The sequence below is a fragment of the Deltaproteobacteria bacterium genome (assembly GCA_020845895.1).
In the GTDB taxonomy this organism is placed as follows: domain Bacteria; phylum Lernaellota; class Lernaellaia; order JACKCT01; family JACKCT01; genus JADLEX01.
The window spans coordinates 25126-49064 of the sequence record JADLEX010000095.1; the positions used below are offsets into that span (position 1 = coordinate 25126).

General features: G+C 66.0%; 19 protein-coding genes. 8 read left to right on the forward strand and 11 right to left on the reverse strand.

Translation table 11 applies throughout. The features are described 5' to 3' along the window. Positions 1-194 precede the first annotated feature (194 nt). Positions 195-2546, forward strand: a complete 2352-nt coding sequence (locus tag IT350_12705) for a glycosyltransferase (protein ID MCC6158905.1) — start codon at positions 195-197, stop codon at positions 2544-2546. Between the two features lie 30 nt (positions 2547-2576). Here IT350_12705 and IT350_12710 read toward each other — a convergent pair whose 3' ends face one another. From IT350_12710 to IT350_12720, 3 genes are all read right to left on the reverse strand, one after another. Then, positions 2577-2999, reverse strand: a complete 423-nt coding sequence (locus tag IT350_12710) for a hypothetical protein (protein ID MCC6158906.1) — start codon at positions 2997-2999, stop codon at positions 2577-2579. A 165-nt stretch (positions 3000-3164) separates the two neighbouring features. Beyond that, positions 3165-3659 (reverse strand): GNAT family N-acetyltransferase, encoded by a 495-nt coding sequence (locus IT350_12715; protein ID MCC6158907.1) that lies wholly within the window; start codon positions 3657-3659, stop codon positions 3165-3167. Between the two features lie 141 nt (positions 3660-3800). Next, positions 3801-4373, reverse strand: coding sequence for a peroxiredoxin (locus IT350_12720; GenBank protein MCC6158908.1), 573 nt, complete (start codon positions 4371-4373; stop codon positions 3801-3803). 277 nt (positions 4374-4650) lie between these two features. Between IT350_12720 and IT350_12725 the strand changes: the two genes are divergently transcribed. Next, a complete protein-coding gene (locus IT350_12725) occupies positions 4651-5142 on the forward strand; it encodes a hypothetical protein (protein ID MCC6158909.1) in 492 nt (163 codons plus the stop codon). Between the two features lie 71 nt (positions 5143-5213). On the opposite strand, the gene IT350_12730 is transcribed toward IT350_12725, so the two are convergent. Then, positions 5214-7340, reverse strand: a complete 2127-nt coding sequence (locus IT350_12730) for a hypothetical protein (protein ID MCC6158910.1) — start codon at positions 7338-7340, stop codon at positions 5214-5216. A gap of 206 nt (positions 7341-7546) precedes the next feature. Here IT350_12730 and IT350_12735 point away from each other — a divergent pair, with 206 nt between their 5' ends. Both IT350_12735 and IT350_12740 read left to right on the forward strand, forming a co-directional pair. Next, on the forward strand, positions 7547-10021 hold the full coding sequence (locus IT350_12735) for a hypothetical protein (GenBank protein MCC6158911.1): 2475 nt from the start codon (positions 7547-7549) through the stop codon (positions 10019-10021). Continuing rightward, positions 10018-10635, forward strand: coding sequence for a BON domain-containing protein (locus IT350_12740; protein ID MCC6158912.1), 618 nt, complete (start codon positions 10018-10020; stop codon positions 10633-10635). Before IT350_12735 ends, IT350_12740 begins: the two co-directional genes overlap by 4 nt. Positions 10636-10722: 87 nt before the next feature. Here the strand turns inward: IT350_12740 and IT350_12745 are convergent, their stop codons facing one another. After that, positions 10723-11583 (reverse strand): creatininase family protein, encoded by an 861-nt coding sequence (locus IT350_12745; protein ID MCC6158913.1) that lies wholly within the window; start codon positions 11581-11583, stop codon positions 10723-10725. Between the two features lie 238 nt (positions 11584-11821). On the opposite strand from IT350_12745, the gene IT350_12750 reads away from it, so the two are divergent. Continuing rightward, complete coding sequence (locus tag IT350_12750; GenBank protein MCC6158914.1) at positions 11822-12322, forward strand: hypothetical protein; 501 nt, start codon at positions 11822-11824, stop codon at positions 12320-12322. A gap of 152 nt (positions 12323-12474) precedes the next feature. On the opposite strand, the gene IT350_12755 is transcribed toward IT350_12750, so the two are convergent. From IT350_12755 to IT350_12780, 6 genes are all read right to left on the reverse strand, one after another. Then, positions 12475-13842: a hypothetical protein gene (locus IT350_12755; GenBank protein MCC6158915.1), complete on the reverse strand. Its 1368-nt coding sequence runs from the start codon at positions 13840-13842 to the stop codon at positions 12475-12477. Next, on the reverse strand, positions 13839-14627 hold the full coding sequence (locus IT350_12760) for a glycosyltransferase (GenBank protein MCC6158916.1): 789 nt from the start codon (positions 14625-14627) through the stop codon (positions 13839-13841). Before IT350_12760 ends, IT350_12755 begins: the two co-directional genes overlap by 4 nt. Before the next feature lie 86 nt (positions 14628-14713). Next, a complete protein-coding gene (locus tag IT350_12765; protein MCC6158917.1) occupies positions 14714-15070 on the reverse strand; it encodes an XRE family transcriptional regulator in 357 nt (118 codons plus the stop codon). After that, on the reverse strand, positions 15048-15416 hold the full coding sequence (locus IT350_12770) for a type II toxin-antitoxin system RelE/ParE family toxin (protein ID MCC6158918.1): 369 nt from the start codon (positions 15414-15416) through the stop codon (positions 15048-15050). The genes IT350_12765 and IT350_12770 overlap by 23 nt, the downstream gene beginning before the upstream one ends. Before the next feature lie 94 nt (positions 15417-15510). Then, the gene (locus IT350_12775; protein MCC6158919.1) at positions 15511-17589 is read right to left on the reverse strand and encodes a S46 family peptidase; all 2079 of its coding nucleotides are present in this window, start codon (positions 17587-17589) and stop codon (positions 15511-15513) included. Positions 17590-17719: 130 nt separating this feature from the next. Next, complete coding sequence (locus IT350_12780) at positions 17720-19420, reverse strand: pentapeptide repeat-containing protein (GenBank protein ID MCC6158920.1); 1701 nt, start codon at positions 19418-19420, stop codon at positions 17720-17722. A gap of 186 nt (positions 19421-19606) precedes the next feature. Between IT350_12780 and IT350_12785 the strand changes: the two genes are divergently transcribed. The 3 genes from IT350_12785 to IT350_12795 all read left to right on the forward strand — a co-directional run bounded on the left by IT350_12785 (position 19607) and on the right by IT350_12795 (position 23928). Next, positions 19607-21175: an FG-GAP repeat protein gene (locus IT350_12785; protein ID MCC6158921.1), complete on the forward strand. Its 1569-nt coding sequence runs from the start codon at positions 19607-19609 to the stop codon at positions 21173-21175. Positions 21176-21324: 149 nt separating this feature from the next. Next, a complete protein-coding gene (locus IT350_12790; GenBank protein MCC6158922.1) occupies positions 21325-22575 on the forward strand; it encodes a hypothetical protein in 1251 nt (416 codons plus the stop codon). Positions 22576-22692: 117 nt separating this feature from the next. Next, positions 22693-23928, forward strand: a complete 1236-nt coding sequence (locus IT350_12795) for a DUF1015 domain-containing protein (protein ID MCC6158923.1) — start codon at positions 22693-22695, stop codon at positions 23926-23928. The last annotated feature ends 11 nt before the right edge of the window (positions 23929-23939 follow it).

Here is a 23939-nt window from a genome sequence, read left to right on the forward strand (position 1 = left end):
CGTTTTCGACGCAAGACTCCATCGAAGAAGCATCGCGAACCCCGGGGCGACCCGGGGTTTGTTTTTGAGTCGTGCGCGCGGAGCGGGGGAAACACTTCGGTGGCGACGCGGAATCGTCACGAAGGGGAATGCGCCGCGTCACGCCGATTCTGTAATAACGCGCCGCAATGTCGCCACATCAAGAGGTCCCCGTCATGATGCGAGCGGATTTGCATTGCCACTCCCGTTTCTCGAATCACCCCAGCGAATGGTTTCTCAAGCGTCTCGGTTCCGCCGAGTCGTATACGGACCCCGACTTCGTGTATTCGTCCGCGAAGGCGCGCGGAATGCGTTTCGTCACCGTAACCGATCACAACCGGATCGAAGCCTCGGTGTACCTGCGCGACCGATTTCCCGGCGAGGCGTTCACCGGCGTCGAATCCACGGTCTATTTCCCGGACAACCGCGCCAAGGTGCACATCCTTCTTTGGGGATTTACCGAAGAGGATTTTGCGGAGATTGAGCGCATCCGCACGGACATCTTCGTCTTTCGCGATTTCGTACTGGAGCGCGGCATCGCGCATTCCGTCGCCCACGCGGCGTTTTCCGTCGACAATCGGCTGCGTCCCGACCAACTCGAAAAACTCGTCCTGATGTTCAACGTGTTCGAGGGACTCAACGGTTCCCGAACGCGCTCGAACAACGCGAATCTTCTGAAGGCGCTACGGGATTTGACGCCGGAGCGCATCGAGGATCTGCGTCGCGCGCATGGCATCGAGCCCACGGGGGACGAGCCGTGGATCAAGGGATTCACCGGCGGCTCCGACGATCATGCGGGGCTGTTCATCGGCCAGACCTACACCGAGGCGGAAGGGGAAAGTGTCGAGGAGTTCCTGGACTCGATCCGCCGAAAGGCGTCTTGCCCCGGCGGTCGAACCGACGACTACAAAACCTTCGCCTTCGCGGTCTACAAGATCGCCTACGACTTCTCCGAGTCGCGCGGCGGCCTGTTGTCGCGCTCGCTGCTGCCGCAGATTTCGACCTACCTGCTCGACCGCGGCCGGCGCGACGCGGGCCACACCGAGAGCGCGGCGGAAATGCTGTCGCGCACGGAGACGAACCTGCGGACGCTGCGGTCGATCTCCGCGGGCTTCACCGGCGAGGGAAGCTGGGACATGACGGAGAAACTCGATGCCGCCTACGAGATGATCTCGGGCGTGCTCGATGATTTGTCGCGCGAGCTGATCGGTCAGGTGGCCGTCGATCTGGAACGCCTCGACATCGGTTCGCTGCTGCGCAACGTGGCTTCGGCGCTTCCCGCGGCATTTCTCACAGCGCCGTTTTTCTCGACCTTCCGCCACATGCAGCGCGAACGGCGTCTGGTGCAGCATCTGCTCGAAAAATTCAGCGACGGTCGCCCCAGCGCGGGGCGCAAGATCCTGTGGTTCACCGACACCTTCGCCGATCTCAACGGCGTCTCGGCGACACTGCGCACGATCGCCCGGGTCGCCGAGGAGCGCGAGCTCAATATCCGCGTCGCGACTTGCCTGAATGACCACGAACGGCGGCGTGTCCACACGGGCGGCGTGGTGGATCTGCCGCACATCTTCGAGTTCCCGATCCCGCATTACCCGAACATCACCCTCAAGGCGCCTTCGGTGCTCGGGGCGATGAAGCGGATCGAACGCGAAGCCCCGGACGAGATCTACATCTCGACGCCCGGTCCGGTCGGGCTCCTGGCGCTGGCGCTGGGCAAGCTGCTGGGCGTGCGGACAGTCGGCGTGTTCCACACCGATTTCACGATGTTCGCCGAAAAAATCACGCTCGACGAATCGCTGGCCGAGGTCGTGGACACGTTCATGCGGTGGTTCTACAGCGCATGCGACAGCGTGAGCGTGCCGACTCGTGAGTATCAGTCGATTCTGGAACGGCGCGGCATCGATCCGGCGCGCATGACGCTTTTCCATCGCGGGATCGAAGCCGACCTGTTTTCCCCGACGCCCGACGGCCGCGAATATTTGCGCGACCGGTTCCACGTCAAGGACGGCGTCAATCTGCTTTTCGCTGGCCGCGTGTCGCGCGAAAAGAACGTGGACGTCCTCGCCGACGTGTATCACCGGCTTTCGGCGACGCGTTCCGACATCAACCTGCTCATCGCGGGCGACGGGCCGTATCTCGGGGAACTCAAGGAGCGCGTCCGCCCCAACGGTCGTGTAATCTTCACGGGCGCGCTGGACCGGACGGAACTCCCGCGCGTCTATTCCGGATCGGACCTCTTCGTATTTCCCAGCACCGCCGACACTTTCGGCATGGCCGTTCTCGAAGCGCAGGCGTGTGGTCTTCCCGCGCTGGTTTCCAACGAAGGCGGCCCGCAGGAGATCATCTCCCACGGCGAAACCGGCTGGGTCGTCGACGGCGCGGGCGCGGATGAGTGGACGCACAGCGTCGCCGGTGCGATCGAGTTCATGGATGCCGACCGAGACCGTTACGACCGCATGCGAACCCGATGCCGCGAACGCGTCGTCCAGGATCGCGATTGGTCGCGGATCCTCGGGGCGTTGTTGTGATCGCGCGCGGAAATCCGGTCGATTATTCCTCTACCCGTCCGGCGCATCTCCCTCGAAACCGTCGGGCGATTCGGGCGGCGGTTCGTCCATTTTGTTCGTCGAACCCGCGCCGCGCGCGATCCGTGCGATGTTCTCCAAAATTTTCTCCATGGCCGCGATCCGCTGCTTTGTCGGCGCGAGCCGCGTCTTGTCGATGAGTGCGAGCGCGAGCAGGACGTCGAGATCCATCGACAACACGCGCAGCGCGTCCCTTGCCGCGTGCAACCGCCGTCCGGCGCGGACGGGATCGCCGCCGGGTCCGACCACCGCGGCCGCGCGGCCGAACGCGATCACCGAACGACGCGTGGACTCGACATAGATCGGGCTCGAATCGCCGGCGTCGCGCAGGAGTCGTTCGATCCCCGCGAGCGCGCCAAGGAACTCCTCCTTCAGACGCAGCACCTGAAAACGCATGCCACTCCGCCGCGATGGTGGACGCGGGCACAAGCTTCAATTTTCGCGCCAACAAACCCGAAGGGAAAACTCCGCGAATTGTCGAGGTTCGACTCGCGAAGGCGCCGCGGTTGAGGATTCGCCCAGTCCGATTTTCGGCGATGGGGCTCCGGGAATCGGAGTGCGTCAGGCGGGGCGCACGCGGCGGAACATGGTGACCTTGTTGAGTTCGAATCCCATGTGCCGCCAAAACTCCTCGGACGAGCGGTTGGCCGGGATGACGTTGACGTACACGTCGTCGACGCGGGAGTTCTGGAAAAAGTGCACCGAGCGTTCCACGAGCGCACGGCCGATTCCCGCCAGCCGATGCTCGTCGGTCACGTAGATGTTCTCGATGACGCCGATGGATTCCTGCTCGAAGACCTGCGCGGGTTTGGTGACGTAGAGATTGACGAAACCGGCCACCTCGCCGCGCACCCGTGCGACGAAAATGGCGGCGGCCGGCGACTCGAAGAACCCCATCAGGTAGCTGCGCTGGATCGACCGCGCGCCGGGCGCGAGCATGTAGCGCGCGTTGAACTCCGAGGTGAGACGCATGAGCTTCGCCCAGAGCGTCAGGATCGCCTCCATGTCGGAGGGGACGGCGTGCTCAATGATCGGTTCGTCGTGCAGCAGTTGCATCGTGATCTCGGTGACGCCTCATCGTACCGGAGGTCCCGGCGGAGGACAACGACGATCTCATTCGGCACGAGCGGTTCGGGCGCCAAATTATAACCCCCGGCGCAAGGCCGGGGGTTCGAAGGATTCGCAGGCTTGCGTCGGTCAGTGCTTGGACGCGTAGTCCTTGAGGCCGTCGGGGTCCGGCACCATCGTGTCGCCGCCCTCGTCCCAGTTCGCCGGGCAGACCTCGCCGTGCGACTTGGTGTACTGGAACGCCTTGAGCAGACGCAGCGTCTCGGCGACGGAGCGACCCACCGACAGGTTGTTGATGATCGCCGACTGCACGACGCCCTCGTCATCGATGATGAACAGGCCGCGCAGGGCGACTCCGCCGGACTCGACGCGGTAGGCCTTGGCCACCTCTTTGTTCAGGTCGGCCAGCAGCGGGTAGTTGATGTCGCCCACGCCGCCCTGCTTCTCGGGCGAGTTGGTCCAAGCCAGGTGCGCGTACTTGCTGTCCACGGAGACGCCGTAGACGACCGCACCCAGCTTTTCGAACTCCGCGTAGTGCTTCGAGAACGCGATCACCTCGGTGGGGCACACGAAGGTGAAGTCCAGGGGGTAGAAGAGCAGGATGTTCCACTTGCCCTTCACCAGCGAATACCTGTCGAATTTGCCGTGAAGGACGCCTTCGAGCGCGAAATCCGGGGCGGGTTTGCCGACGAGTTCACTCATGTCGATACTCCTGTCGATTCCGTTGTGAGGAATGAAAATGCGTTGCGTTCGAACTCTTTATCGATAACACCTTCGTCGCGGCGCGTCAAATTGAGCCGTCCGGTTTTTCGTGAAATCCATGACGAATATCGGGTTTGGCCCTTTTCAGGCGACCGAAAATGGCCGACAGTATATGACAAATCAACGGGATTGCACGTTCGGCGCGTCGTCGCGCGCCCGCGTTCGCAGGCATGTCGCGTGCGGCGCGGCGGTCCCGCATCTTGATCCGGAGGGCTGCATGAAACGTGAATGGTGGCTGGTGCTGACGGCGGTGCTGTTCCTGATGTCGGCGAGCGGCGCGATCGTGGCGTGCGGTGGCGGTGGCGATGACGACGACGACGATGACACGACGGACGATGACGCCGCGGATGACGATTCCGCCGATGACGACGCCGACGACGACATGGATGACGACATGGACGACGACATGGATGACGACATGGATGACGACGTCGATGACGATTCCGGCGACGACGACGAGTGCGAGACATCCGAGGTCGACATCTGCGAATGGCTCGTGAACGACTGCGACGACATGTACGCTCTCGGCACGACCGACTTCTGCGAAAGCGTTTACGAGGAAGACTGCGCGTTGGGCGACATCGGCGACGTGGACGGATTCCTCACGTGCGTGTGCAACTGCATGGCGAACGATCCGACCTGCGATGACACCGCCGCGGCCGCGAGCGCCGAATCCTGGTGCTTCGACACGTACTGCGGCACGCTCTGATCCAACGAAGCGAATGGGCGCGGCGGCCGGCTCACGGGCCGGCCGCCGCGTTTTTCGTCGGTGCGCGCCGTCTAGTCGTTTTCGGTGAAGACGCCGAAGTGTCGCCCGAGCCAGTAGGCGTGAAGGAAGTCCGCACCGCCGCCGCTCATCCAGTCCGACTCGCCCATCGCGAAATCCGACGGCGCACAGATCACCATGTTCTCGTGCATGCGCTGCCACAGCGGCACGCCCCACAGGCCCTGCCAACGGCCACCTTCGAGCCAGTCGAACTTCCAGAACAGCGAGGGCAGCGGCGAAGGGCACCACGACGGGTCGATGTGCTTGTCGATCGCGAACGACTGCTTGGGATAGGGCAGCTCGCGCATGTTCCAGATCGCGGTTTCGAGCGCGGGCTCGGCCGCGGGCTCCGGGTCGCCGAGCGCGAAGGCGCTGATGGGGAAGAGCGTCTGCGTGAGCGTCTGAAAGACCGATCCGTTCGTCCAGCCTTCTTCGAGCAGCCCCAGCGCGTCCTGATCGTCGGTCGCCTCGGCGAGAAACGCGAGCACGAGCTGGCCGATCGTGTCGAGGTGCTGACCCGACCAGTCGGAAATGCCCCACAGATAGAACAACCCGCCGCCCATGCGCGTGTAGAAGCGCAACAGCGGATTCGCGTAGAGCGTCTGGTAGCGCGTTTTGTAGGCTTCGTCGCCGGTGGTCAGGTACGCGAGCCAGGCCGCCTTGATCTCGTTGAACTCGCCGTCGAGGGAGATGTCGGCGTTGTCCGCGAGACGCACCGCGCGCTCGGCGATGCCGTCGCGGTAGTCGTCATACTCCGGCTCGTCGGGCAGGTAGAGCCACGAGAGGGTGTAACCGTAGTACAGGCCCTGAATCATGTCGTTGTTGCCGCCCTCGAGCCAGTCGACATCTTCGTAGGGCGCGTCGCCCTGAACCCATCCGCGTCCCGCCTGATGCGGACGCACGGCGCGGGCGAAGGTCGTCGGGTCCTGCGGAATGTCGTGGGAGAGGAATAGTCCGTCGAGGGCGCGCAGCCAGTTGTCGAGCGCCTCCTCCTCGCCGGTTTCGAGGTAGCGGAACACCTGGCTCGCGAGGTAGCAGCCGGTCCACAGCAGTCCGTCGCCCGATTCGCTTTGCACCAGCGGGTCGGAACCCCACAACGCCTGGCTGAAGATGCCCAGCGGGTTCAGGTAGTACTCCGGCATGTCGGCGTCGAACATCTCGGCTTTTTCGGCGAGCGTCGGCCCGAAGGCGCGGGCGCGCAGCATGGTCTCGGCCATGCTCACCTCGTCGAGCCAGCGATTCGCGACGCGCAGCGAGGACGGGTGCGCGCGGTACCAGTCGAAGTCGGTGTGGAATCGCGCGATGTAGTGGACGCCCGCCTGAAAGTCCTCGCGGTCGCGGTAACCGTCGAACCACGTCAGCGAGTGGTAGTGATCGAGCAGGCCGTAGATCAGGTTGTGGACCAACGGCGGCATGGGATTGTGCCCGGGGATGAACGTGTCCTCGTCCGCGAAGATCGGCTCGGCGTCGCTCGTACCGTCGTACGTCCACGTCTCGGTCGCGGTGAACGCGTGGACCGATTCGCCGGTCGTCGCGTACGACACGTCGAACGCGCCCGCGCCGGTCTCCGTCACAATGCCCGTCACCTCCACGGGGATCGCGTCGTCGCCCGTGCGCGTCACCGCGCCGTAGTGCGTGATCGCGTCGGCGACCTTCAGGCTCACGTCGGTCACGATGCCGCGTTCCTCGCGGATCTCGCCCAGCCACGCGGTGTGCACGTCGTAGGTCACGTCCTTGAAGGGATCCTCGAAGGTCACGTCGTCGAAACGCACCGAGCGGATGAAATCCCACCGTCCGTCGCCGGCGCGGATCTCGACCTCGCCCTCATAGTCGCCGTAGCGCGAGTCGGTGCCTTCGACGGCGTACACGCCCGGCTCGATCGGCGGATCGGGCAGCGTCGTGTCGTCGTCGCCCGTATCGTCGTCGTCGGTGTCGTCGTCGGGCAGCGGCGGCCAGGTGTCGTCGTCGCCCGCGTCGTCGTCGTCGGCATCGTCGTCGGTTGCGTCGTCGTCCGCGGTGTCGTCGTCGACGGGGGCCGCGTCATCGTCCGCGCCGGAATCGTCGTCGTCGGATGACCCGCCGCAGGAAATGGTGAAGGCAAACGCGACGATGGCGATAACCACATAAGGCAGGCGCGACATGGCGATTCTCCCGCGACGGTGCGTGACCTGACTCATCATGTGGCACAGCGCGCGGGGCCGCGCAAGCCGGGCGGGGCCCTCACCCCCGTCCCCTCTCCCGTCATGACGGGAGAGGGGTGCCCCGAGCCTCTCGAGGGGCGGGGTGAGGGCTAACGGCGTCAACATGGTTGTTGACACCCGCTTGGGCCGCACCGGAAACTGACGCGATGTTTGGTCGCCGCATGTTCATCGCGTGCGTACTGGCCGTGTGCGCGCTCGCCGCGTGCGGGCCGCCCGCGCCGCCGCCGGGATCGTGCCACACCCAGATCCTTTTATCTTCGAACGTCACCGCGCACGGGGCATTCTGGTGGCGCGCCGACTGCACGCTGCCGGACGGCGCTGCCGGCCCGGTGATCCTCGCGTTTCCCTCGCTGCGCGACGGCGCGCGATCGTGGAGCGTTGCCGATTTCATCACGGAACCGAAATCGATTGGCGCCTTGCGGGTGGAAGTCAACGGCACACCGCGCGACTATGAACCGATAACCCTCGGCGAAACCGCGGGCGCGGCTCGCATCGACTCCCCGGCGACCGGCTGGCGCAAGGGCGAGCGCGTGGAATTCCTGATCACCTTCGCGAAAGAGGGGACCCCGCAAGCCCCGACGATCGCGACGAAGAACTACGCTCCCGTCGTCCTCGTGCGCGGCGCGTCGGGATTCGCGGCGCTCGCGGGCATCGAGCCGTTCGACATCGCGCCCGGTCCCGCGTCGCGCGTGGAGCTTGTCGCGCCGCCCGCGGTCGAGATGAAAAAGCCATTCGAGGTCGCGATACGCGTCATGGATCGCCTCGGAAACCTCGCGACGCCCGCCGCGCCGGTACGCGTGTTTTTCAAGGAGCGCGACGATGTCGGCATCGACCTGAGCTACAACGCGCCGAAATCGGCCATGATCGACGCGGCGGTGACGCATCTCGACGCGGGCAGCTTCGACCTCGCCGGGTTTCGCTGGATCGTCGCCGACACCGGCGGCGCGTTCGCGCCGGCGATGTCGAACCCCATCGCCGTCAGCGCGCCCGGCGACGCGCGGCCCATCGCGTTCGGCGATCTCGACGCCACGGACGGCGCGGACGTCACCGGCCTCGGCTTCGCGGCGATCGCCGATCCGGCCCACGCCGCGGACGACGCACTCGCGAAAACGCGCGGCGACACGTGCACCGAACGCGAACAGCTCGGGCGCTTCGTGTCCCTCGTCGCGCGCGAATTCTCCGGTTCCGGGCGAGCGCTCGCCCTCTTTGATCGCTGCTCGGTGAAGGCGGTCATCGGTAAACCGGCCGCGTGGTGGGAAGCGGCGCTCGCGCGAACGCCGCCGCTCGCGGTGAGCCCGAGCGCGGGGCGTTTCGGTGCGGCGGCGTGGTCGGATGCGCTGGACGCCACCGGCGGCGTGCTCGCTCCCGTCGTCGGCGTGGACGCGTTCGACGACCTTGCCGCGCAGGTGGATCGCGTTCACGCCATCGCCCTGACGCCCGGAGCCGTCGCGGCGGACGCCGACAACCCCGACGCACCGGCCCAAATCGCCGCGCGGCTTGGCGCGGCGGGGCGACGTTTCGGGTTCGTCGGCGCGCGCGGCGCGCTCACCGGCTTGCTCTCCGGCGCGCTCACCAGGCGCACCGTTTACGATGCCGTCGCGTCGGGTCGCACGTACATCACCAGCGGAGCGCGGATGCTGCTCTACGCGGACGTGGACGGCAAACCGCCGGGCCGCGAATACGCGCCGGGCGGACCGCCGGTCTTTCACCTCGAAGCCGCGGGCACCGCGCCGCTTAAATCCGTCGATCTGTTTCAGGACGGTCGCGCGATCTTCTCGCATGGCTTCGAGGCTCCGACGTGGGTGACGAACGAGGACGTGAAGATCCCGGACCTGAAACGCAGCGCCGTTTTCGTCTGGCGCGTCGAGCAGGAAGACGGCCACGTCGCGTGGTCGAGCCCGTTCTTCGCGCGTCATCCGAACTGGTCGCGCATCGCGGACCTCGCGGCCGAGTCGATGGGCGACGCCATCGAGATTCGGTTCGACTTCGCGCCGGGGCTGAACACGATCGACATCGAGCTGCGCCGCCGCGCGGGCGACGACGGAGGCGGCGATCCGAATCTCTACACGCGCATCAGCGGGCGCTGGCCCGCCGGGCCGGTGGTTGTGCGCGACAGTCCCGCGAACGCCTACGGCGAGGCCGTGCATTACCTGCTGCTCGAACGCAATGCCGAGGCCGACGTGGTGATCGCGCGTGCCGTCGCCGCGCCGGCGTTTCCCGCGCACGCCGAGGGCGAGGGCGCGTGGCGCATCGGCGGACGCGTGAACGAATTGTGCGCCGCGCGCTTCGAGGTGATCGACACCGAGGGCGCGATCGTGCGCGCGATCGATATGGGCGAGCGCGAGCCGGGCACGGTCGAGGCCGTGTGGGATGGCCGCGACGATGCCGGGCGCGAAATCTTCGGCCCGACATTCTACCGCTTCGCGTGCGGCGAGCGCGTGGGGCCGCGCGTGCCGATCGTCGATCTGGGCATGTCCCCCGCGGGGCCGATGCCGGGCGAACCCGAACCGGCCGTCGAAGAGTCGCCACCGCCCGAGCCGAAACCCGAGTCGACACCCGAGTCGACACCCGAGCCGACACCCGAGCCGACACCCGAGCCGACACTCGAGCCGATACCATGAGACGCGCGCTCGCCGTCCTGCTGGCCGTGCTTGCCGCGGGGTGCGCCGCGCATGCGCCGGTCGCGGAGGCGCCGCCGCCGGTATCCGATGAGGAACTCGATCTTCCCGTCGCGCCGGGGGTGACGAAAAAGATCGTGCTGCCCGACCCGGTGATCCGCGCGAACCTCGCCGAGGGCTACGCCGCGACGCGTTCGGTGCACCCGGGGACGGTCGTGGCCGACGTGGACGGCGGCGTGGTCACGCTGCGCGGCACGGTGGCGTCGATTTCCGAACGCAATCTCGCCATCGCCGTCGCCGCGACGAGCCCGGGGGTGCGTCGCGTGAAGCCCAAGCTGATCGTGAAACCGGCGACGCGCGCCGAGTGGCCCGCGCATGACGCGCGCGGCATCGCCGACGTGGCAACCGACCAGCAGCTTCTCGCGGAGGTGCGCCGCCGGATTTCGGCGACGAACCAGGTGCGCGTCGCCGAGCTCGACGTACAGGTTTGCATGGGCGTCGTGATTCTGTCGGGGCCGGTGGAATCGGCGGCGGTGCGCGCGCGGCTGCGCGAAACGGCGCTCTACATCCCGCGCGTGCGTGGCGTGGTCAACAACCTGTGGGTGCCGGGCGAGTGACCGACACCCGTGAGAGCGTGACCGACACCGGTGCGAGCGCGACCGACGCCCGTGCGAGCGTGACCGACACCGGTGCGAGCGTGACCGTCACAGGTGCCGGTTGCGCCAGATGCTGCGCAGCGTGAACGTGACGACCTCCCACGCGGAATCCGTTCCGTACGCGATCTTGCCTGCCGCGATCGGCGGGCGCAGCGCGGCGGCGTGGCGCGCGTAGATCTCTTCCGCGGCGTCGGTGTTCCCCTCGCGCAGCAGGCGCGTCGCCGCCTCGGCGAGGCGCGGCACGATCAGCTCGAGCGCGCGGCGGCCCTCGTCGGCGCTCGCGTGCGTGCGCGGATCGATGCCGAAGATGCCCAGTCGCGCGGCGCGCCCGTCGAGCGTCATCGGCTCGGTTGGAAGCGCGCCGAGATCCACCAGTTCGGGCGTGATCGCCATCAGAATCGACGTCTCCCACTTCGCGGCGTGATCGCCGAGGTAGCCGATGTCCGTCGCGAGCATCGCCTCCGAAATTCCCATCGCCGCCACGCCCCGGCGCGCCGACACGCGGCGGCACTCGGCGCGCAGCATCGTAAGCTGCGCGAGCGGGTAATGCCCCGTGAGAAACACGATGGCGTGAAAACCAAAATCGGCGAGTTGATTCAATGCTCCGCGCACCTGACGGCGCAGCGCGCGTTTGCCGAAACGGAACGTGAACGGAAAACGCAGCGTGTGAAACGCGCCCCAGCTCATCGCGGGAAACACCACGCCGCCCGCGCGCGCGGCGGCCTGCTCGCAGATCCACGCGGCCTTGATGGAGTCGAGTCCCAGCGGCGCGTGCTCGCCGTGCCACTCCAGCGCACCCAGCGGCACCCACGCGATCGGCGTTCGCGCGAGCATGTCGCGCACCGCGGCGGGCCGGGCGCGTTCGAAACGCTCAAAGACGGGATCGCCGTCGATTATGTCGTTCGGCATACGTGTCTCCAAGATTCGGCTACGACGCGACCTCCTCATTCTATTCGGGGTAATAAGAATGTCGAATACGCCCACCTCCCCGACTCCACTTGTGCCAAACAGTCCAGCCGGAGGGAATCGACAGACCGATGCCGGCCAGGGTGACGCAAGCTGAAGAAATTCCTTGCATTCGGTTCGGCTGCGTGAGACAATTCCCTCGTCGCTCGGCATCTTTCCAAAATTGTGGCGGAAGTTTCCCATGAAGTCGTTCGTGGCAACGATGTGTGTCTTCGTGTTGGCAATCGTATCTTTTGGAACGGCCTTGGCCGGTGTCGTGGAGGATTCTGGCAACACCGATCCCGACACGTTCTATGACTCTTTGGACGAGTCGGGAGACGAGATTTATCTGGAAAACGGCAGCACCACACTCATTTTCGACAAGGCGACGGGAAATCTCACGTATTGGTCCGATGCATCCGGCGCGGTCCTCGCGGATACTCCGTCCGACGATTCGAAGAGTGCCACCGATACTGCGACCGATTCCCCCGAGTCCTTGCTGCTGGATGCCGGCACGAACCGCAGCGAGTGCGACATCTGGAGCGAGCAGAACATCCTGATCGACGTGATCAACTGGAACGGCGACTGCAACCCTCAGTCCTCTGCTGGGCGCGGAGTGAAGACGGTTTGTGGCGAAAGGAAAAAATCGACGAAGAGGACATTGGCGGAGTTGCCATCACGTGGATATATGGATTTGCTGTAAGCCCGAGCGGAGTGGTGGGAATCCTCTACGAATGGCGCGACGACGACCTCAACTACCTGAAAGTCGCGCTGCGTGTGCCGGTGGAGGAGTGAACCGGCGGAGGGATTCGACTCCGGTGCCGCATTTCCCGCCACTCCACGCAATTTCCGTAATCATCGCGCGCACAGTCGTCGACCGTGCTCGGCGGCGATGTGCTCCGCGTCGGGGTACGCGAGGCTCGGGATCAGAAAGTCGGTGTCGGGAAACTCGAACTTCGACCACACGGGAAGCTCGGGCACGCAGTCGTTCTCGAGCGCACGGCGCACCCGTTCGGCACGATCGGGAAAGTACGCGGCGAGCGGCATTCCGGGGCCCATCGTGATCGAGAGCCGCCCGGGCGCGGCGTGGCGATGGAACTGCGCCGCGAGCACGAGCAGCGCGCCGACCGCGACGAGCGCGGCGATCCGCCCCGCCCGGCCCAGTCCTCCCCGCGAGCACGCCGCCCACGCCCCCGCCGATGCCGCGAGCGATGGCGCGTAATAGCGATAGTCGAACAGGTCGTTGACCAGCCCCGACAGGTAGCCCGCGAAGAGCCCCCCCGCGAAGAGCAGCGGTGCGAGCGCCTCCGCGCGCGGTCGGCGCACGAACGCGAACGCGGCGAGCGCGAGCATCACGAGCGAGGGCGCGACCGCCCACAGCCGGAACATCACGATGCGCCGCACGCCGCCGTCCGCGAGATCGAAGGGCGCGGTTCGAGCGCCGCCCAGAATCACCGCCGAATTCGTCAGGTGATTCGCAAAGTTTTCGGGATTCGCGAGATAGCCCGCGACGAGGCCGCTGATCGCGCCGATCGCCGCCGCCGCCGCGAGCGGAATACGCGGCGCGCTTTCCGTCTTTCGCACGAGCGCCCATAACGACGCCGCACCCGCCGCGACGAGATACACCACGCACCACTCGGGCCGCGCGAGACCGACCAGCAGTCCGCCCGCGGCGGCCGACGCGCCGCGCACGCGCGCGCTCCACGCGTCGTGCGTCGCCGCGACGAGCGCGAGAGCCGCGAGGCCGGTGACGAGCGCGCCGATGCTGCCGTCGAGGTAGAGTTGCACCGACGACGCGATCGCGAGTGGGCTCGCCGCGAGGGCGAGGATCACGCCGACGCGCACGCCGATGTCGTCTCGCTCGCGCGTTAAGAAGGCCAGCGCGCCCGCGAGCACGAGAAACAGGTAGAGCGCGAAGTGCAGGCGAATTGCGCCGACGAGGTCCGTCGCGCGGGTCCCCTCGGCGATCGCCGTGCGCAGCCCCGAGCCCGCCGCGCGCAGCCACAGGTATGGGGCGATCGGGTGATTGAAATTCAGGAGGATCGGATCGCCCGCGACGTAACCCGCGAGAATGAAGCGCGGAAAGGCCGGCGGATCGAGCAGCAGGTTCGCGAAGAGGCCCTCTTCGCCGATGATGGGGTGCTCGAAGTACGGCGCGCGCGAAACGAAATACACGAGCGCGAGCAGCGCGAACGCGATCAGGAAACGGCGCGTCGCGGTCATCGCGTCGAAACGTGAACGCCGCGCGAGCGTTCTTCGCGCAGCCGCCACAGCAGCGAGAGAAAATCGCCCGTCGTCGGGCCGAGCCGCATGTGCGACAGGCCGTGTTTTTGGTCGTAACGCAGTCGGATGGGGATCTCGGCGACCTTCGCGCCCGACCACGCGAGCTTGGTGATGAGTTCGACCATCACGCCGAAGCTCTGCGTGGTGACGACGTCGTCGCCCCAGGTGTCGAACGCGCGCCGCACGCACGCCGCGCGATACCAGCGATAGCCGCACGACAGATCGCGTGCGGGCAGCGGCCCGACGAGGAGCCGGTAAAACCACCGCGACGCCGCCGTGAATCCGCCGCGCCACCACGGCACGCCCACGACCGACGCGCCCGGCACGAAGCGGCTGCACACCACGACGTCCGCGCCCGTGCGCGCCGCCATGTCCATCTGCTCGATCACCTGCCGGGGGTCGTGCGTGGCGTCGGCGTCCATCACCGCGAACCAGCCGTCCGCCGACACGCGCGCGACGGATTCGCGCAGGATGGTGCGAACGGCGGCGGAGAGACCGCGATTGCGCCCGTGACGCACGAGCACGACGGGAAATTTCGCGGCGGCGCGCTCCGCGATGGCGGCGGTGTCGTCGGCGCTGCCGTCGTCGACGACGAGGATCGCGCAGCGCGGCGGCAGCATCGCGGCGATGGCTTCGATCAGGCCGGGGAGCGCAGCGGCCTCGTTATACGCGGGCAGCGCGACGATGCCGTCGAAGGCGTCCGGTTCACCGGCGGGGGAGGACATGCGCGCATGTTATCCGCCGCCGCCGCGCTTGGGTAGCGGGGCTGAGGTGGCTCGGGACCGCCGAGCGCCAGCTCGGCATTTCTTGGTCAGGCCTGCGCGCGCCCCCGCGGATTCGAACGCCCACGGTGGGACGATCGCGACGGTGACTTGATCGGCTCGAAGTCGATCGACAATCGAGTTCCCAGCGCCGCGGCGATCCGACGAAGCATTCTGATGGAATACCCCGCGTACTCCGGATTCTCCATGCGCGCGATGACCGACTGCGTCGTGCCGATTCGCGCGGCGAGGTCCTTTTGCGATAAGCCGGCCGCTTGGCGAACCTTCAAGATCTTGATCGCCAGATCGATTTTGCCTTTCTCCTCCTCGAAAACCGCCGCGAACTCGGGGTCCTTGAGTTGGTCCGTCAGATAGTCGCGAAATTCATCGCTTGGTCGGGTCTTCATGGTCCTTCTCCAGGAATTGCCGCAATCGTTTGTCGGCGATCAGGATTTCGCCCGACGGCGTCTTGGAGGTCTTCTTCACGAATCCGTGAAGGAGCACGATTCGCCGACCGGATACGAGGCTGTAGAACACGCGATAGATGTTTCCGTCGAATCCCACGCGGAGTTCACGGAGTTTTCGGCTTCCCGAGATGGCCTTTGAAAATGGCTCGGGAAGGAAACCCTCTTCGCCCAATCGTTGGATCGCCCGTAAAAGCCGCGCTTTGGCGCGGATATCGGGTAAGGCGTCCAGAAAGTCCCGAACGGGACACCGACCGCTATCCGCGACGTGGAAAACGATCCTGAACACGCTCGAAGTATCGCAATATTGCGATCGTCCGTCAAGAGAGTAGCGGGCGTGCCCGCACAGCCGTGGGCGGCTGTGCCACATTCCGACTTGTGAGCTACTTTGCCGCGCCGGACAGCATCTCGCGGGCCAGATCGCCGCGTCCATACACCACGCGCAGCGCCTCGAGCACCGCCTCGATGTCCACGGCGATCGAGCGCGCGATGCGTTCGTCGTAAACGAACTGGATCGAGAGGCCGGGCAGGTTGCCGTCGAAAAGCAGGCCGACGAGGTCGCCCGAGCCGTTGACGATGGGGCTACCCGAGTTGCCGGGGAAGGTGTCGAGCGTGGCGACGAAGTTGTACGTGGTGGACAGGTCGAGCAGGCCGCGCGCCTTGTCGAAGCCCGGCGCGACGTCGTAGGGCGGCTTGTTGCCGAAGCTCTCGGCGCGCTCGAACAGCCCGTAGAACGTCGTGCGCGGGCCGTTCATGTAGCCGTGATCCTCGTAACCCGAAACGCGTCCGTACGACAGGCGCAGCGTGAACGTGGTGTCGGGGTAGATCTCGCGCCCGCGGATCGCGAAACGCGCGCGGGCGATGCGGTCGCCCGCCTGCGCCTCGACCTCCTCGACCTCGTGCTCGTAGCGCGTGCGCAGCGCGCGATATTCCGGTTCGAGCGCGAGCGCAAGGCGAATCAGCGGGTCCTTCGATTTCTCCACGCCGGCGCGGCCCTGCTCCACCAGCGCCTTGCGGGCGTCGGCGTCGAAGATCTTTGTTTTCGCGATCGCGTCGGCGGCGACCTTCGCGGGCGTGCGTCCGCCGAGCGCGGCTTTGACCGCCGGGTCGTCCTCACCGAGGTTCTCGGCGAGCTGCGCGAGCCGGTCGGCGAGCACCACCTCTTCCATGTCGGCGTAGAGCGGAGCCTTGGAATACAGGCGCGAATAGAGGCTCGGCAGGGCTGAGTCGCGGAACTCCTCGAAGCGCTCCTCATTGGGCTTTTGCAATTCCGCCGTGAGCAGCACGATCTGCCGCGCCTTGTCGAACGCGTCGCTGCCGCGCATGCGCACGTATCGGAAGCGCTTGAAATACGCGCGGTGCAGTTCCTGCGCCTTGGCGATTTCGCCCCACGGATCGCCGATCTCTTCCGCGAGCTTGGGGTCGGCGGCGACCTTGGCGCGAAGTTCGTCCTCCGCGTCCTTCGCGCGCTTCATCAATTCCCCATCACGAAGGCCCTGCATGTAACCGATCGCGACCTTGATGAAGTTTTCGTCCATACCGATTTCAAAAAGTGCGCGACGTTTCTGCTCCTCGCCGCGCTTCGTGTATTCACGGAAGACGTCGCGGCTGCGCTCCATGCTGGTGAGCCACAGCGGATAAAGGGAGTCCCGTAGAAATTCGAGCTGGGCGTAGGTGTAAAAGCGCCCCGAGCTGGTGGGGTGGCCGGACACGAAGACCGGATCGCCGTCGCGATACGCACCCGGCGCGACGCGCAGGTGGTGCGTCACTGTGACGGGATTTCCCGCTTCGTCGTATGCACGCATCAGGGCCGCGTCGAGACTGTAGCGCGGGAAATTGAAGTTGTCGGGATCGCCGCCGAACATCGCCGCCTGGCCCTCGGGCGCCCACACGAGGCGCACGTCCTTGTACGTGCGGTAGATGTGCAGCCAATACTCGCTGCCCTGATAGAGCGACACGACTTCGCACAGGTCGCTGGTCGCGTTCGCGCACTCCGATTCGATGCGCGCGGTTTCGGCCTTGCGCGCCTCGAACGCCGCCGCGCCGGCCTGGCCGGCGGGCACTGCATCCTGCACCCGTCTGGTCACGTCGCGCGTCTCGACCAGCACCTGGGCCTCGGAGCCGGGGCAGCGCAGCGGCGCTTCGCCGTTCGCGCCGTAGCCGTTTTTCATCAGGTCGTTTTCTTCGGTGGAAATTTGCTGGATGCAGTCCGCCGCGACGTGGTGATTGGTGAGGATCAGGCCGTCTTTCGACACGAACGACGCCGAGCCGATACCCGCAAGGCGCACCGACGACAGGCGCAGATGGTCGAGCCATTCCTTCGACATTTTCATGCCGAACGCCTTCTCGATTTTGTCGAGCGGCGGATTGTCGAAGGTCCACATGCCCTCGTCGGCCGCGGCGTGTACGGCGACGAACGCACCCACGAACAAAACGACCATCGCTGCGAAACGCGAACGCATCCCGGATCCCCCGAACGCTGGTGAAATGGCGACCGACAACCGGTCCGAGCCTCTAACAGGAAGCGGCAGGGGAGTCCAGTGCCGGGGAGTTAGCGCGCGGAACACGCCCCCGCGACGGGGCGTCGCGACGTTACGGGGTCGCCGAGTCCGGCCCGTCGCAAAGGTTCGCCGCGCCGGGGGCCCTCGGCGTCGCCGTCCAGCATCGGTCCCGCAGTGTCACCCGCCACGCGCGTCCCGCGTGAGCGCTCCACGATGGGACGAGGCTCGCGATCGCTCGATCATCGATGAGCGCGTCGTGGACGTCGGACTCGCCGAGCGCTCGCAGGAGCGCGGCGTCGACGTCGGGCGAGAACGCCGGAGCGCACGGCCCCCAGACCGATTCACTCCCCCGGACCGCGAAATCACGGACGCGCAGCGACGTTCGATCGAGACGAGCGCCGACGAGATCCGCGCCCGTCAGCTCGGCGTCGTCGAGGTTCGCGCAGGTCAGGTCGGCCTTTCGCAGATTCGCGTCGCGAAGGACGGCTTCGACGAGCGTCGCACCGGCAAGATCCGACCGATTGAGGCTCGCGCCGGTCAGGTCGATGCGGCGCATCTTCGCCCCGGCGAGCCGAGCGCAGCCGAAACGCGCGTTCGAGGCGACGGCGTTTGCGAGGCGCGCGCCGTCCAGTGTCGCAGGAACATTCAAAGTCCGCCCGACGCCCGACCGATTTTTTGCGGATTCACCTTCCGACTCGGAACACCGGGCGCTCGCGGCGTCTGCACGAGTCTTCCGGCGTCGAAACTCGGGACTCAGCCGCTGGCCCAACCGGTCGAAGGGTCCGTCCGAGACGTTGATTTGTCGGCGCGTGAACACCGCGTCGCGCAGATCCGCGCCTTCCAGCATCGCACCCGTCAGATCGGAACCCGCGAAGTCCACGCCGCGCAGATCAGCACCCCGGAAATCGGCGGACTGGAGCTCGGCGGACGACAGATCAATTCCGATGAAACGCGGTGTCCCCGCGCCCGCTTCCGAAGTCGTCCGCACGGAACCGGCCTCGGGTTTGGCGCCGCGATCCAGCGTCTCAAAGCCGGCACGTTCCGCCTCCAGATTGAGCGGCTCGCTGACGCGTGTGAAGAAGGACGCGAAGCGGCCCTCCGCATACGGCGTGAACTCGCCGCGCGCGGCGGCAAACATGTAACCGGCCGCGAGATCGATCGGCACGAGCGCCATCACCGCGCGCAGGATGTAGACGAGGGCCTTCGTGCGGGGCTTCTGCGTGTCCACCCAGACATCGCTCCGCGCGCCGGAAGCGAACGCCGCGGCCGTCATCACGACGACCACGAGTGCGTGATAGGCCGACGACGCGAAGCGATGCAGCGCCGAGAACTCCCACGCGAAGAGCCACACGGTGAAAACCGGCACCAGCCAGATCACCGAGCCCGTCAGCACGGACAGCACGAGCCGGTCGGTGCTTTTCATTTCGCGGTCCAGCACGAGCGCGCTGAAGATCGACGGTTCGACGACCACGCTCCAGTCGCGCGCGGTCTCGCAGCGCGTTTTGGACAAATCGCCGAACCAGCGGTACAGGCGTCGCAGCTCGAAGAACAGGCAAAGGGCGGTGGCGACGACCATCCACGGCCCGATAGCCGAAAACGCGCGGAAGTGAATGGGGAAGTCGATGATCGGCAGGCGCACGTCCTTGCCCGCGCCGAGATACCCGCGCGCGCCGTTGCCCGCCAGCATGACGCACACGTACAGGCAAAGGCTGAGTTGGACGTAGAGCAGCGACATCGTGCGTTTCGTGGATTTCGCGATCGATTCGAGCAGTTGCTTCTGAAGGTCGGTCATGAAATCGTCCCTCGAATAAACGCAAATTGCGCTTTCGGCCGTTCATGGACGTCGGTCGGTTCGCTGAGATCATATTCCCATTTTCATCGCCGCAAAAGGTTGAGACTGACGTGCACCTCGCCGATTTTTTCCTTGCGGGATCGCGAGGCCGGTGGTAATTTTGATGCGTTATTGGGGGGCATTCCCATGAAATCCTCATTTGGCGTTTTTCGGTCGTGTCTCATCATCATCGCCTTTTTCGCCGTTCCCCAAACTTTCGCCGACATTTACGAAAGTGTGCCGGACTGGGTTCGAATTGGAGACGGCGGGGACTTCGGGAAAAGCGTCGCGATGGTCGGGGACGTCAACGGCGACGGATATGACGACCTGCTCATCGGCGCGGAAACGAAGAAGGTCGACGTGGAGGACGAGGGGGAGGTGTATCTCTTTTTCGGGTCCGCGACCGGACCCACGATCGCGTTCGCGTGGTCCGCGCGGGGCGGCGAACTGCGAACATTCTTCGGTAGCTCCGTAGCCGGCGCGGGCGATGTGAATGGGGACGGTTTCGCCGATATCGTCCTCGGCGCGAAAGGTGACTCCGATCTTGGCCATCTCACGACCGGGGAGATTCGGCTGTACACCGGTTCGGTGGAAGGCCCGGGTTCGACGGCAACGAGCACGTTGTTCGGAATGACCCAAGGCTCTTGGTTCGGTTCGTCCGTCGCGGGGGCGGGAGATGTCGACGGCGACGGATTCGACGATGTGGTGGTCGGCGCACCCTTCGACAGCTCCATGAAGGGGAAGAATGGCGCCGCGTACATCTACCGCGGATTCGAAGGCGGTCTCCTCGGTGTGCCGACCGTCCTGACACATCCGACGCCGTTGGGTGACTTCGGGTATTCGGTTGCGGGAGCGGGGGATGTGAACGGAGACGGGTATGCGGATGTCATCGTCGGACAACCAGAATATGACGGTTCCGGCGTCCAGGGTGGCGCGGTTCACATCTATTTCGGATCCGCCGACGTTTCGGGCGACGCTCCGGATTGGAGTTTTACTTCCGACCAGGGCCGCCAAGCCAAATTTGCCGATTGCGTGAGGAGCGCCGGCGATGTGAACGGCGACGGTTTCGACGATATCCTCGTCGGCGCGTGGAGATATCATGTGGAAGGTCAACCACGGGGCGCGGCGTTTCTCTTCCTCGGGTCCGAGGACGGGCCTTCGACCGAGCCCGATTGGATCGGTTATCCGACGAACTTCGGCCCCGATTACGGGATTTCCGACAGTTTCTATGGCTTGTCCTTGGACTCCGCTGGCGATGTGGACGGGGACGGACTCGATGACGTGATCGTCGGTTCCGCGGGTTGGGCCTCGGCGGCGCATCCCGAGGTCTTTGGCGGCATCTTTTTGTATCGAGGCTCGGAACACGGATTAAAAACCACTCCGGAACTCATCGTCGAACCGCCCGACCAACCCTGGCACGAATTCGGGCGCGCGGTCGCCGGCGCGGGCGACATGAACGGGGACGGGCTTGTGGATATCGTCGGCGGCACCCCGTATCACAACGATGGGGACGTCACCCACGGGGCCGTTGCGGTGTATTTCGGCGCGGAAAGCGACGACGACGATGACGGCGATGACGACGAGGACGACGACGACGATGCGGGTGGTAGCGGCGGCTCCGGCGACGACGAGGTTGCCGATGTGGACGTCGGAGACGAAGAGTCCGACGATTCGCTCCGCGCGCAGGACGACGATTCCTGCGGTTGCGGTTGCTGAGTCGTTCCAGCCCTCGACTGGACGAGTCGGAGAATTTGCGTTCGATTCGGCGAGATCGGTCCCCGGCTTGCCCGTTGAGAACCGCCGGTCAGTTGTGTTAGAAAATAGCCGGTCAGCCACGCGTGATTTCGCCTTGGGGAGACGAAACGATGCGCTCTCGCGCTTTCCTGTGTCTTTTGATCTGTGCGTCGGCGCTCGTCGCGGCCGGGCCGGCGGCGGCCCAATGGACGCAGATGTCCGGCATGGACACGGCTCGCTTCGACCCGATCATGGCCGCGGACGCCCAGAACATCTACGTGTTCGGCGGCGCGGATTGGCTGGGCTCATACCTGCGTTCGTCGGCCAAGTACAAGGTCTCGACGCTGACGTGGTCGAACGCGGCGAACCTGCCGGCGGCCCTCGCGCTGGGTCACGGCGCGGAACTGGGCGGCTGGATTTACATCCCGGGTGGATTCGACGGCACGAACGTGGTCGGTACGGTGTATCGCTACCAGACCACGTGGAACTACTTCGAGACAATGACCGAAACGGTGCCCGAGCCGCGCTATGCGTACACATTCGACAAAATCGGCACGCTTCTCTATTTGTGCGGCGGCGGCGACGCAACCGACATCTCACAGGAAGAGTGCTGGTCGTACGACCCCGACAACGACGAGTGGCTTGCACTCACGCCCATGCCGATGGCGCGGCGATTCCACGGCAGCGGCGTCGCGGGCGGCAAGCTCTACGTCTTCGGCGGCGTGGATGCCACCGACCTGGAGACGAACACGTGCGACGTGTACACGCCGGGGACGGATTCGTGGGACACGTGCCCGAACCTGCCGACGATCTGGTGGGGCGGCGCGTCGGGCACGGCGAACGGCAAGCTGATCTTCTCGCACGGCGAAAACGGCAGCGGCGGCTGGGTGAACAAGGGCTACACCGCGACGCCGGGCGGATCGTGGACGCAGACCACCAATGTGGTGCAAAGCCGCTACCGCGTGGGCTGGGCGGTTTCGCAGAACGCGCTGTGGGTGGCTGGCGGCGATCCGATCGGTCCGCTGGGATTTCCATCGGACGTGATGGAGAAATACACGGTTGTCACGACGACGACATCCACCACCACGACCACTCATGTGACCACCACGACGCACACGACGACGACCACGCACGCGACGACGACCACGACGAACCCGGGCACGACCACGACGACGAACCCGACGACCACTTCGATTCCCGCCACGACCACCACGACGACGCAGCCAGGCGACGATGATGACGACGGCTGGTTCCCGGGCGACGACGATGACGACGATGACGACGACGACGGCGACACGGGCTTGGGCGGCGTCGGCGGCGGAAGTGGCGGCGGCGACGACGACGGCGGCGGTTCGGACGGCGGCGGGGGCGGCTGCACCTGATCGGCGACGCGGACCTGATCCGCGACCTTGCGCCGTCGAGGTCGGTCCTTATAATCCGGCGGCTTTTTCGTCCCCCCTTCCGGGCCCTCGCCCTGGCCATGTGCCGCCGGAGTCGTCATGGTGTTCGTCGCGCCTTTTCGAGGCGATGTGGTCCGGTCTGATCTCGCGGCCGAGGTCTCGTGCCCGCCCTATGATGTCGTGAACGCCGACGAGGCGCGGCAGATCGCGGCGAAACACCCCGACAGCTTCATGCGCGTCATCCGTTCCGAGGCCGCCATGGCCGAGGGCGACGACCCCTACGGCGACGCGGTGTACGAACGTGCGCGCGCCGAACTCGACCGCCTCGTGGCGGCGGGGGTTTTGTGCGAGCGCCCTCAGCCCGCCTTTTACGTGTACGAACTCGAGCGCGAGGGGCGCACGCAGACGGGCCTCATCGCCGAGGTGAGTCTCGCCGAGTACGAAGCGGGCATTATCAAGCGCCACGAGCTCACGCGGCCCGACAAGGAACTCGACCGCACGCGGCACATCGCGGCGACCGGCGCGAATACGGGTCAGGTGTACCTGGCGTACCGTTCCGATCCGTCGGTGGATGCGGCGATTCTCGGCCACACGCTACGCGATCCCGACATCGCGTTTCGCGCTCCCGACGGCGTGCGCCACCGGCTGTGGGTCGTGGACCGCGACGACGACGTGCGCAACCTGCTCGCGGCCTTGGCCGACGTGGAGTCGCTCTACGTCGCCGACGGCCACCACCGCATGGCCGCCTCGACGCGCGTGTGGCGCGAGGGTCGCGTGGGCGACGGCTCGCCCGAATCGCCCGCCGCGCGCGTGATGGCGACGATCTTTCCGCACAATCAGCTTCGCATTCTGCCCTATCACCGGGTTGTGACGGATCTCGAGTCACGGTCCGTCGCCGACGTGATGGCGCGCGTCGAGTGGGTGTTCGACGTTCGACGCGGCGTCCCGCCCGCGCCCGAGCACCCGGGGGAATTCGGCCTGTTCATCGGCGGATCGTGGTATCGCATCGCGCCGAAGAAAAAGCCGAGCGGGGCATCGGTCGCCGCGCGCCTCGATGTGGCGGTGCTGCAGGACGAATTGCTGGGACCCATCCTTGGCATCGACAATCCGCGCACGAACCCGCGCATTGAATTCGTCGGCGGCATTCGCCCGCTCGCGGACCTGGAGCAGCGCGTGGCCGCGTCGCCCTCGGGTCTCGCGATCGCGTGCTTCGCCACCTCGATGGACGACCTGCTCGCAGTCGCCGACGCGGGCGAGATCATGCCGCCCAAGTCCACGTGGTTCGAGCCCAAGCTGCGATCCGGGCTCGTGGTGCGCCGCATCGCGCGCCAATAAGAAAGGGGACG

What these genes read in the sequence shown, in the direction of transcription:
- IT350_12705 (MCC6158905.1), top strand. Translation starts at nt 195, where the DNA reads ATGATGCGAGCGGATTTGCATTGCCACTCCCGTTTCTCGAATCACCCC.
- IT350_12710 (MCC6158906.1), bottom strand. Translation starts at nt 2,999, where the DNA reads ATGCGTTTTCAGGTGCTGCGTCTGAAGGAGGAGTTCCTTGGCGCGCTC.
- IT350_12715 (MCC6158907.1), bottom strand. Translation starts at nt 3,659, where the DNA reads ATGCAACTGCTGCACGACGAACCGATCATTGAGCACGCCGTCCCCTCC.
- IT350_12720 (MCC6158908.1), bottom strand. Translation starts at nt 4,373, where the DNA reads ATGAGTGAACTCGTCGGCAAACCCGCCCCGGATTTCGCGCTCGAAGGC.
- IT350_12725 (MCC6158909.1), top strand. Translation starts at nt 4,651, where the DNA reads ATGAAACGTGAATGGTGGCTGGTGCTGACGGCGGTGCTGTTCCTGATG.
- IT350_12730 (MCC6158910.1), bottom strand. Translation starts at nt 7,340, where the DNA reads ATGTCGCGCCTGCCTTATGTGGTTATCGCCATCGTCGCGTTTGCCTTC.
- IT350_12735 (MCC6158911.1), top strand. Translation starts at nt 7,547, where the DNA reads ATGTTTGGTCGCCGCATGTTCATCGCGTGCGTACTGGCCGTGTGCGCG.
- IT350_12740 (MCC6158912.1), top strand. Translation starts at nt 10,018, where the DNA reads ATGAGACGCGCGCTCGCCGTCCTGCTGGCCGTGCTTGCCGCGGGGTGC.
- IT350_12745 (MCC6158913.1), bottom strand. Translation starts at nt 11,583, where the DNA reads ATGCCGAACGACATAATCGACGGCGATCCCGTCTTTGAGCGTTTCGAA.
- IT350_12750 (MCC6158914.1), top strand. Translation starts at nt 11,822, where the DNA reads ATGAAGTCGTTCGTGGCAACGATGTGTGTCTTCGTGTTGGCAATCGTA.
- IT350_12755 (MCC6158915.1), bottom strand. Translation starts at nt 13,842, where the DNA reads ATGACCGCGACGCGCCGTTTCCTGATCGCGTTCGCGCTGCTCGCGCTC.
- IT350_12760 (MCC6158916.1), bottom strand. Translation starts at nt 14,627, where the DNA reads ATGTCCTCCCCCGCCGGTGAACCGGACGCCTTCGACGGCATCGTCGCG.
- IT350_12765 (MCC6158917.1), bottom strand. Translation starts at nt 15,070, where the DNA reads ATGAAGACCCGACCAAGCGATGAATTTCGCGACTATCTGACGGACCAA.
- IT350_12775 (MCC6158919.1), bottom strand. Translation starts at nt 17,589, where the DNA reads ATGCGTTCGCGTTTCGCAGCGATGGTCGTTTTGTTCGTGGGTGCGTTC.
- IT350_12780 (MCC6158920.1), bottom strand. Translation starts at nt 19,420, where the DNA reads ATGACCGACCTTCAGAAGCAACTGCTCGAATCGATCGCGAAATCCACG.
- IT350_12785 (MCC6158921.1), top strand. Translation starts at nt 19,607, where the DNA reads ATGAAATCCTCATTTGGCGTTTTTCGGTCGTGTCTCATCATCATCGCC.
- IT350_12790 (MCC6158922.1), top strand. Translation starts at nt 21,325, where the DNA reads ATGCGCTCTCGCGCTTTCCTGTGTCTTTTGATCTGTGCGTCGGCGCTC.
- IT350_12795 (MCC6158923.1), top strand. Translation starts at nt 22,693, where the DNA reads ATGGTGTTCGTCGCGCCTTTTCGAGGCGATGTGGTCCGGTCTGATCTC.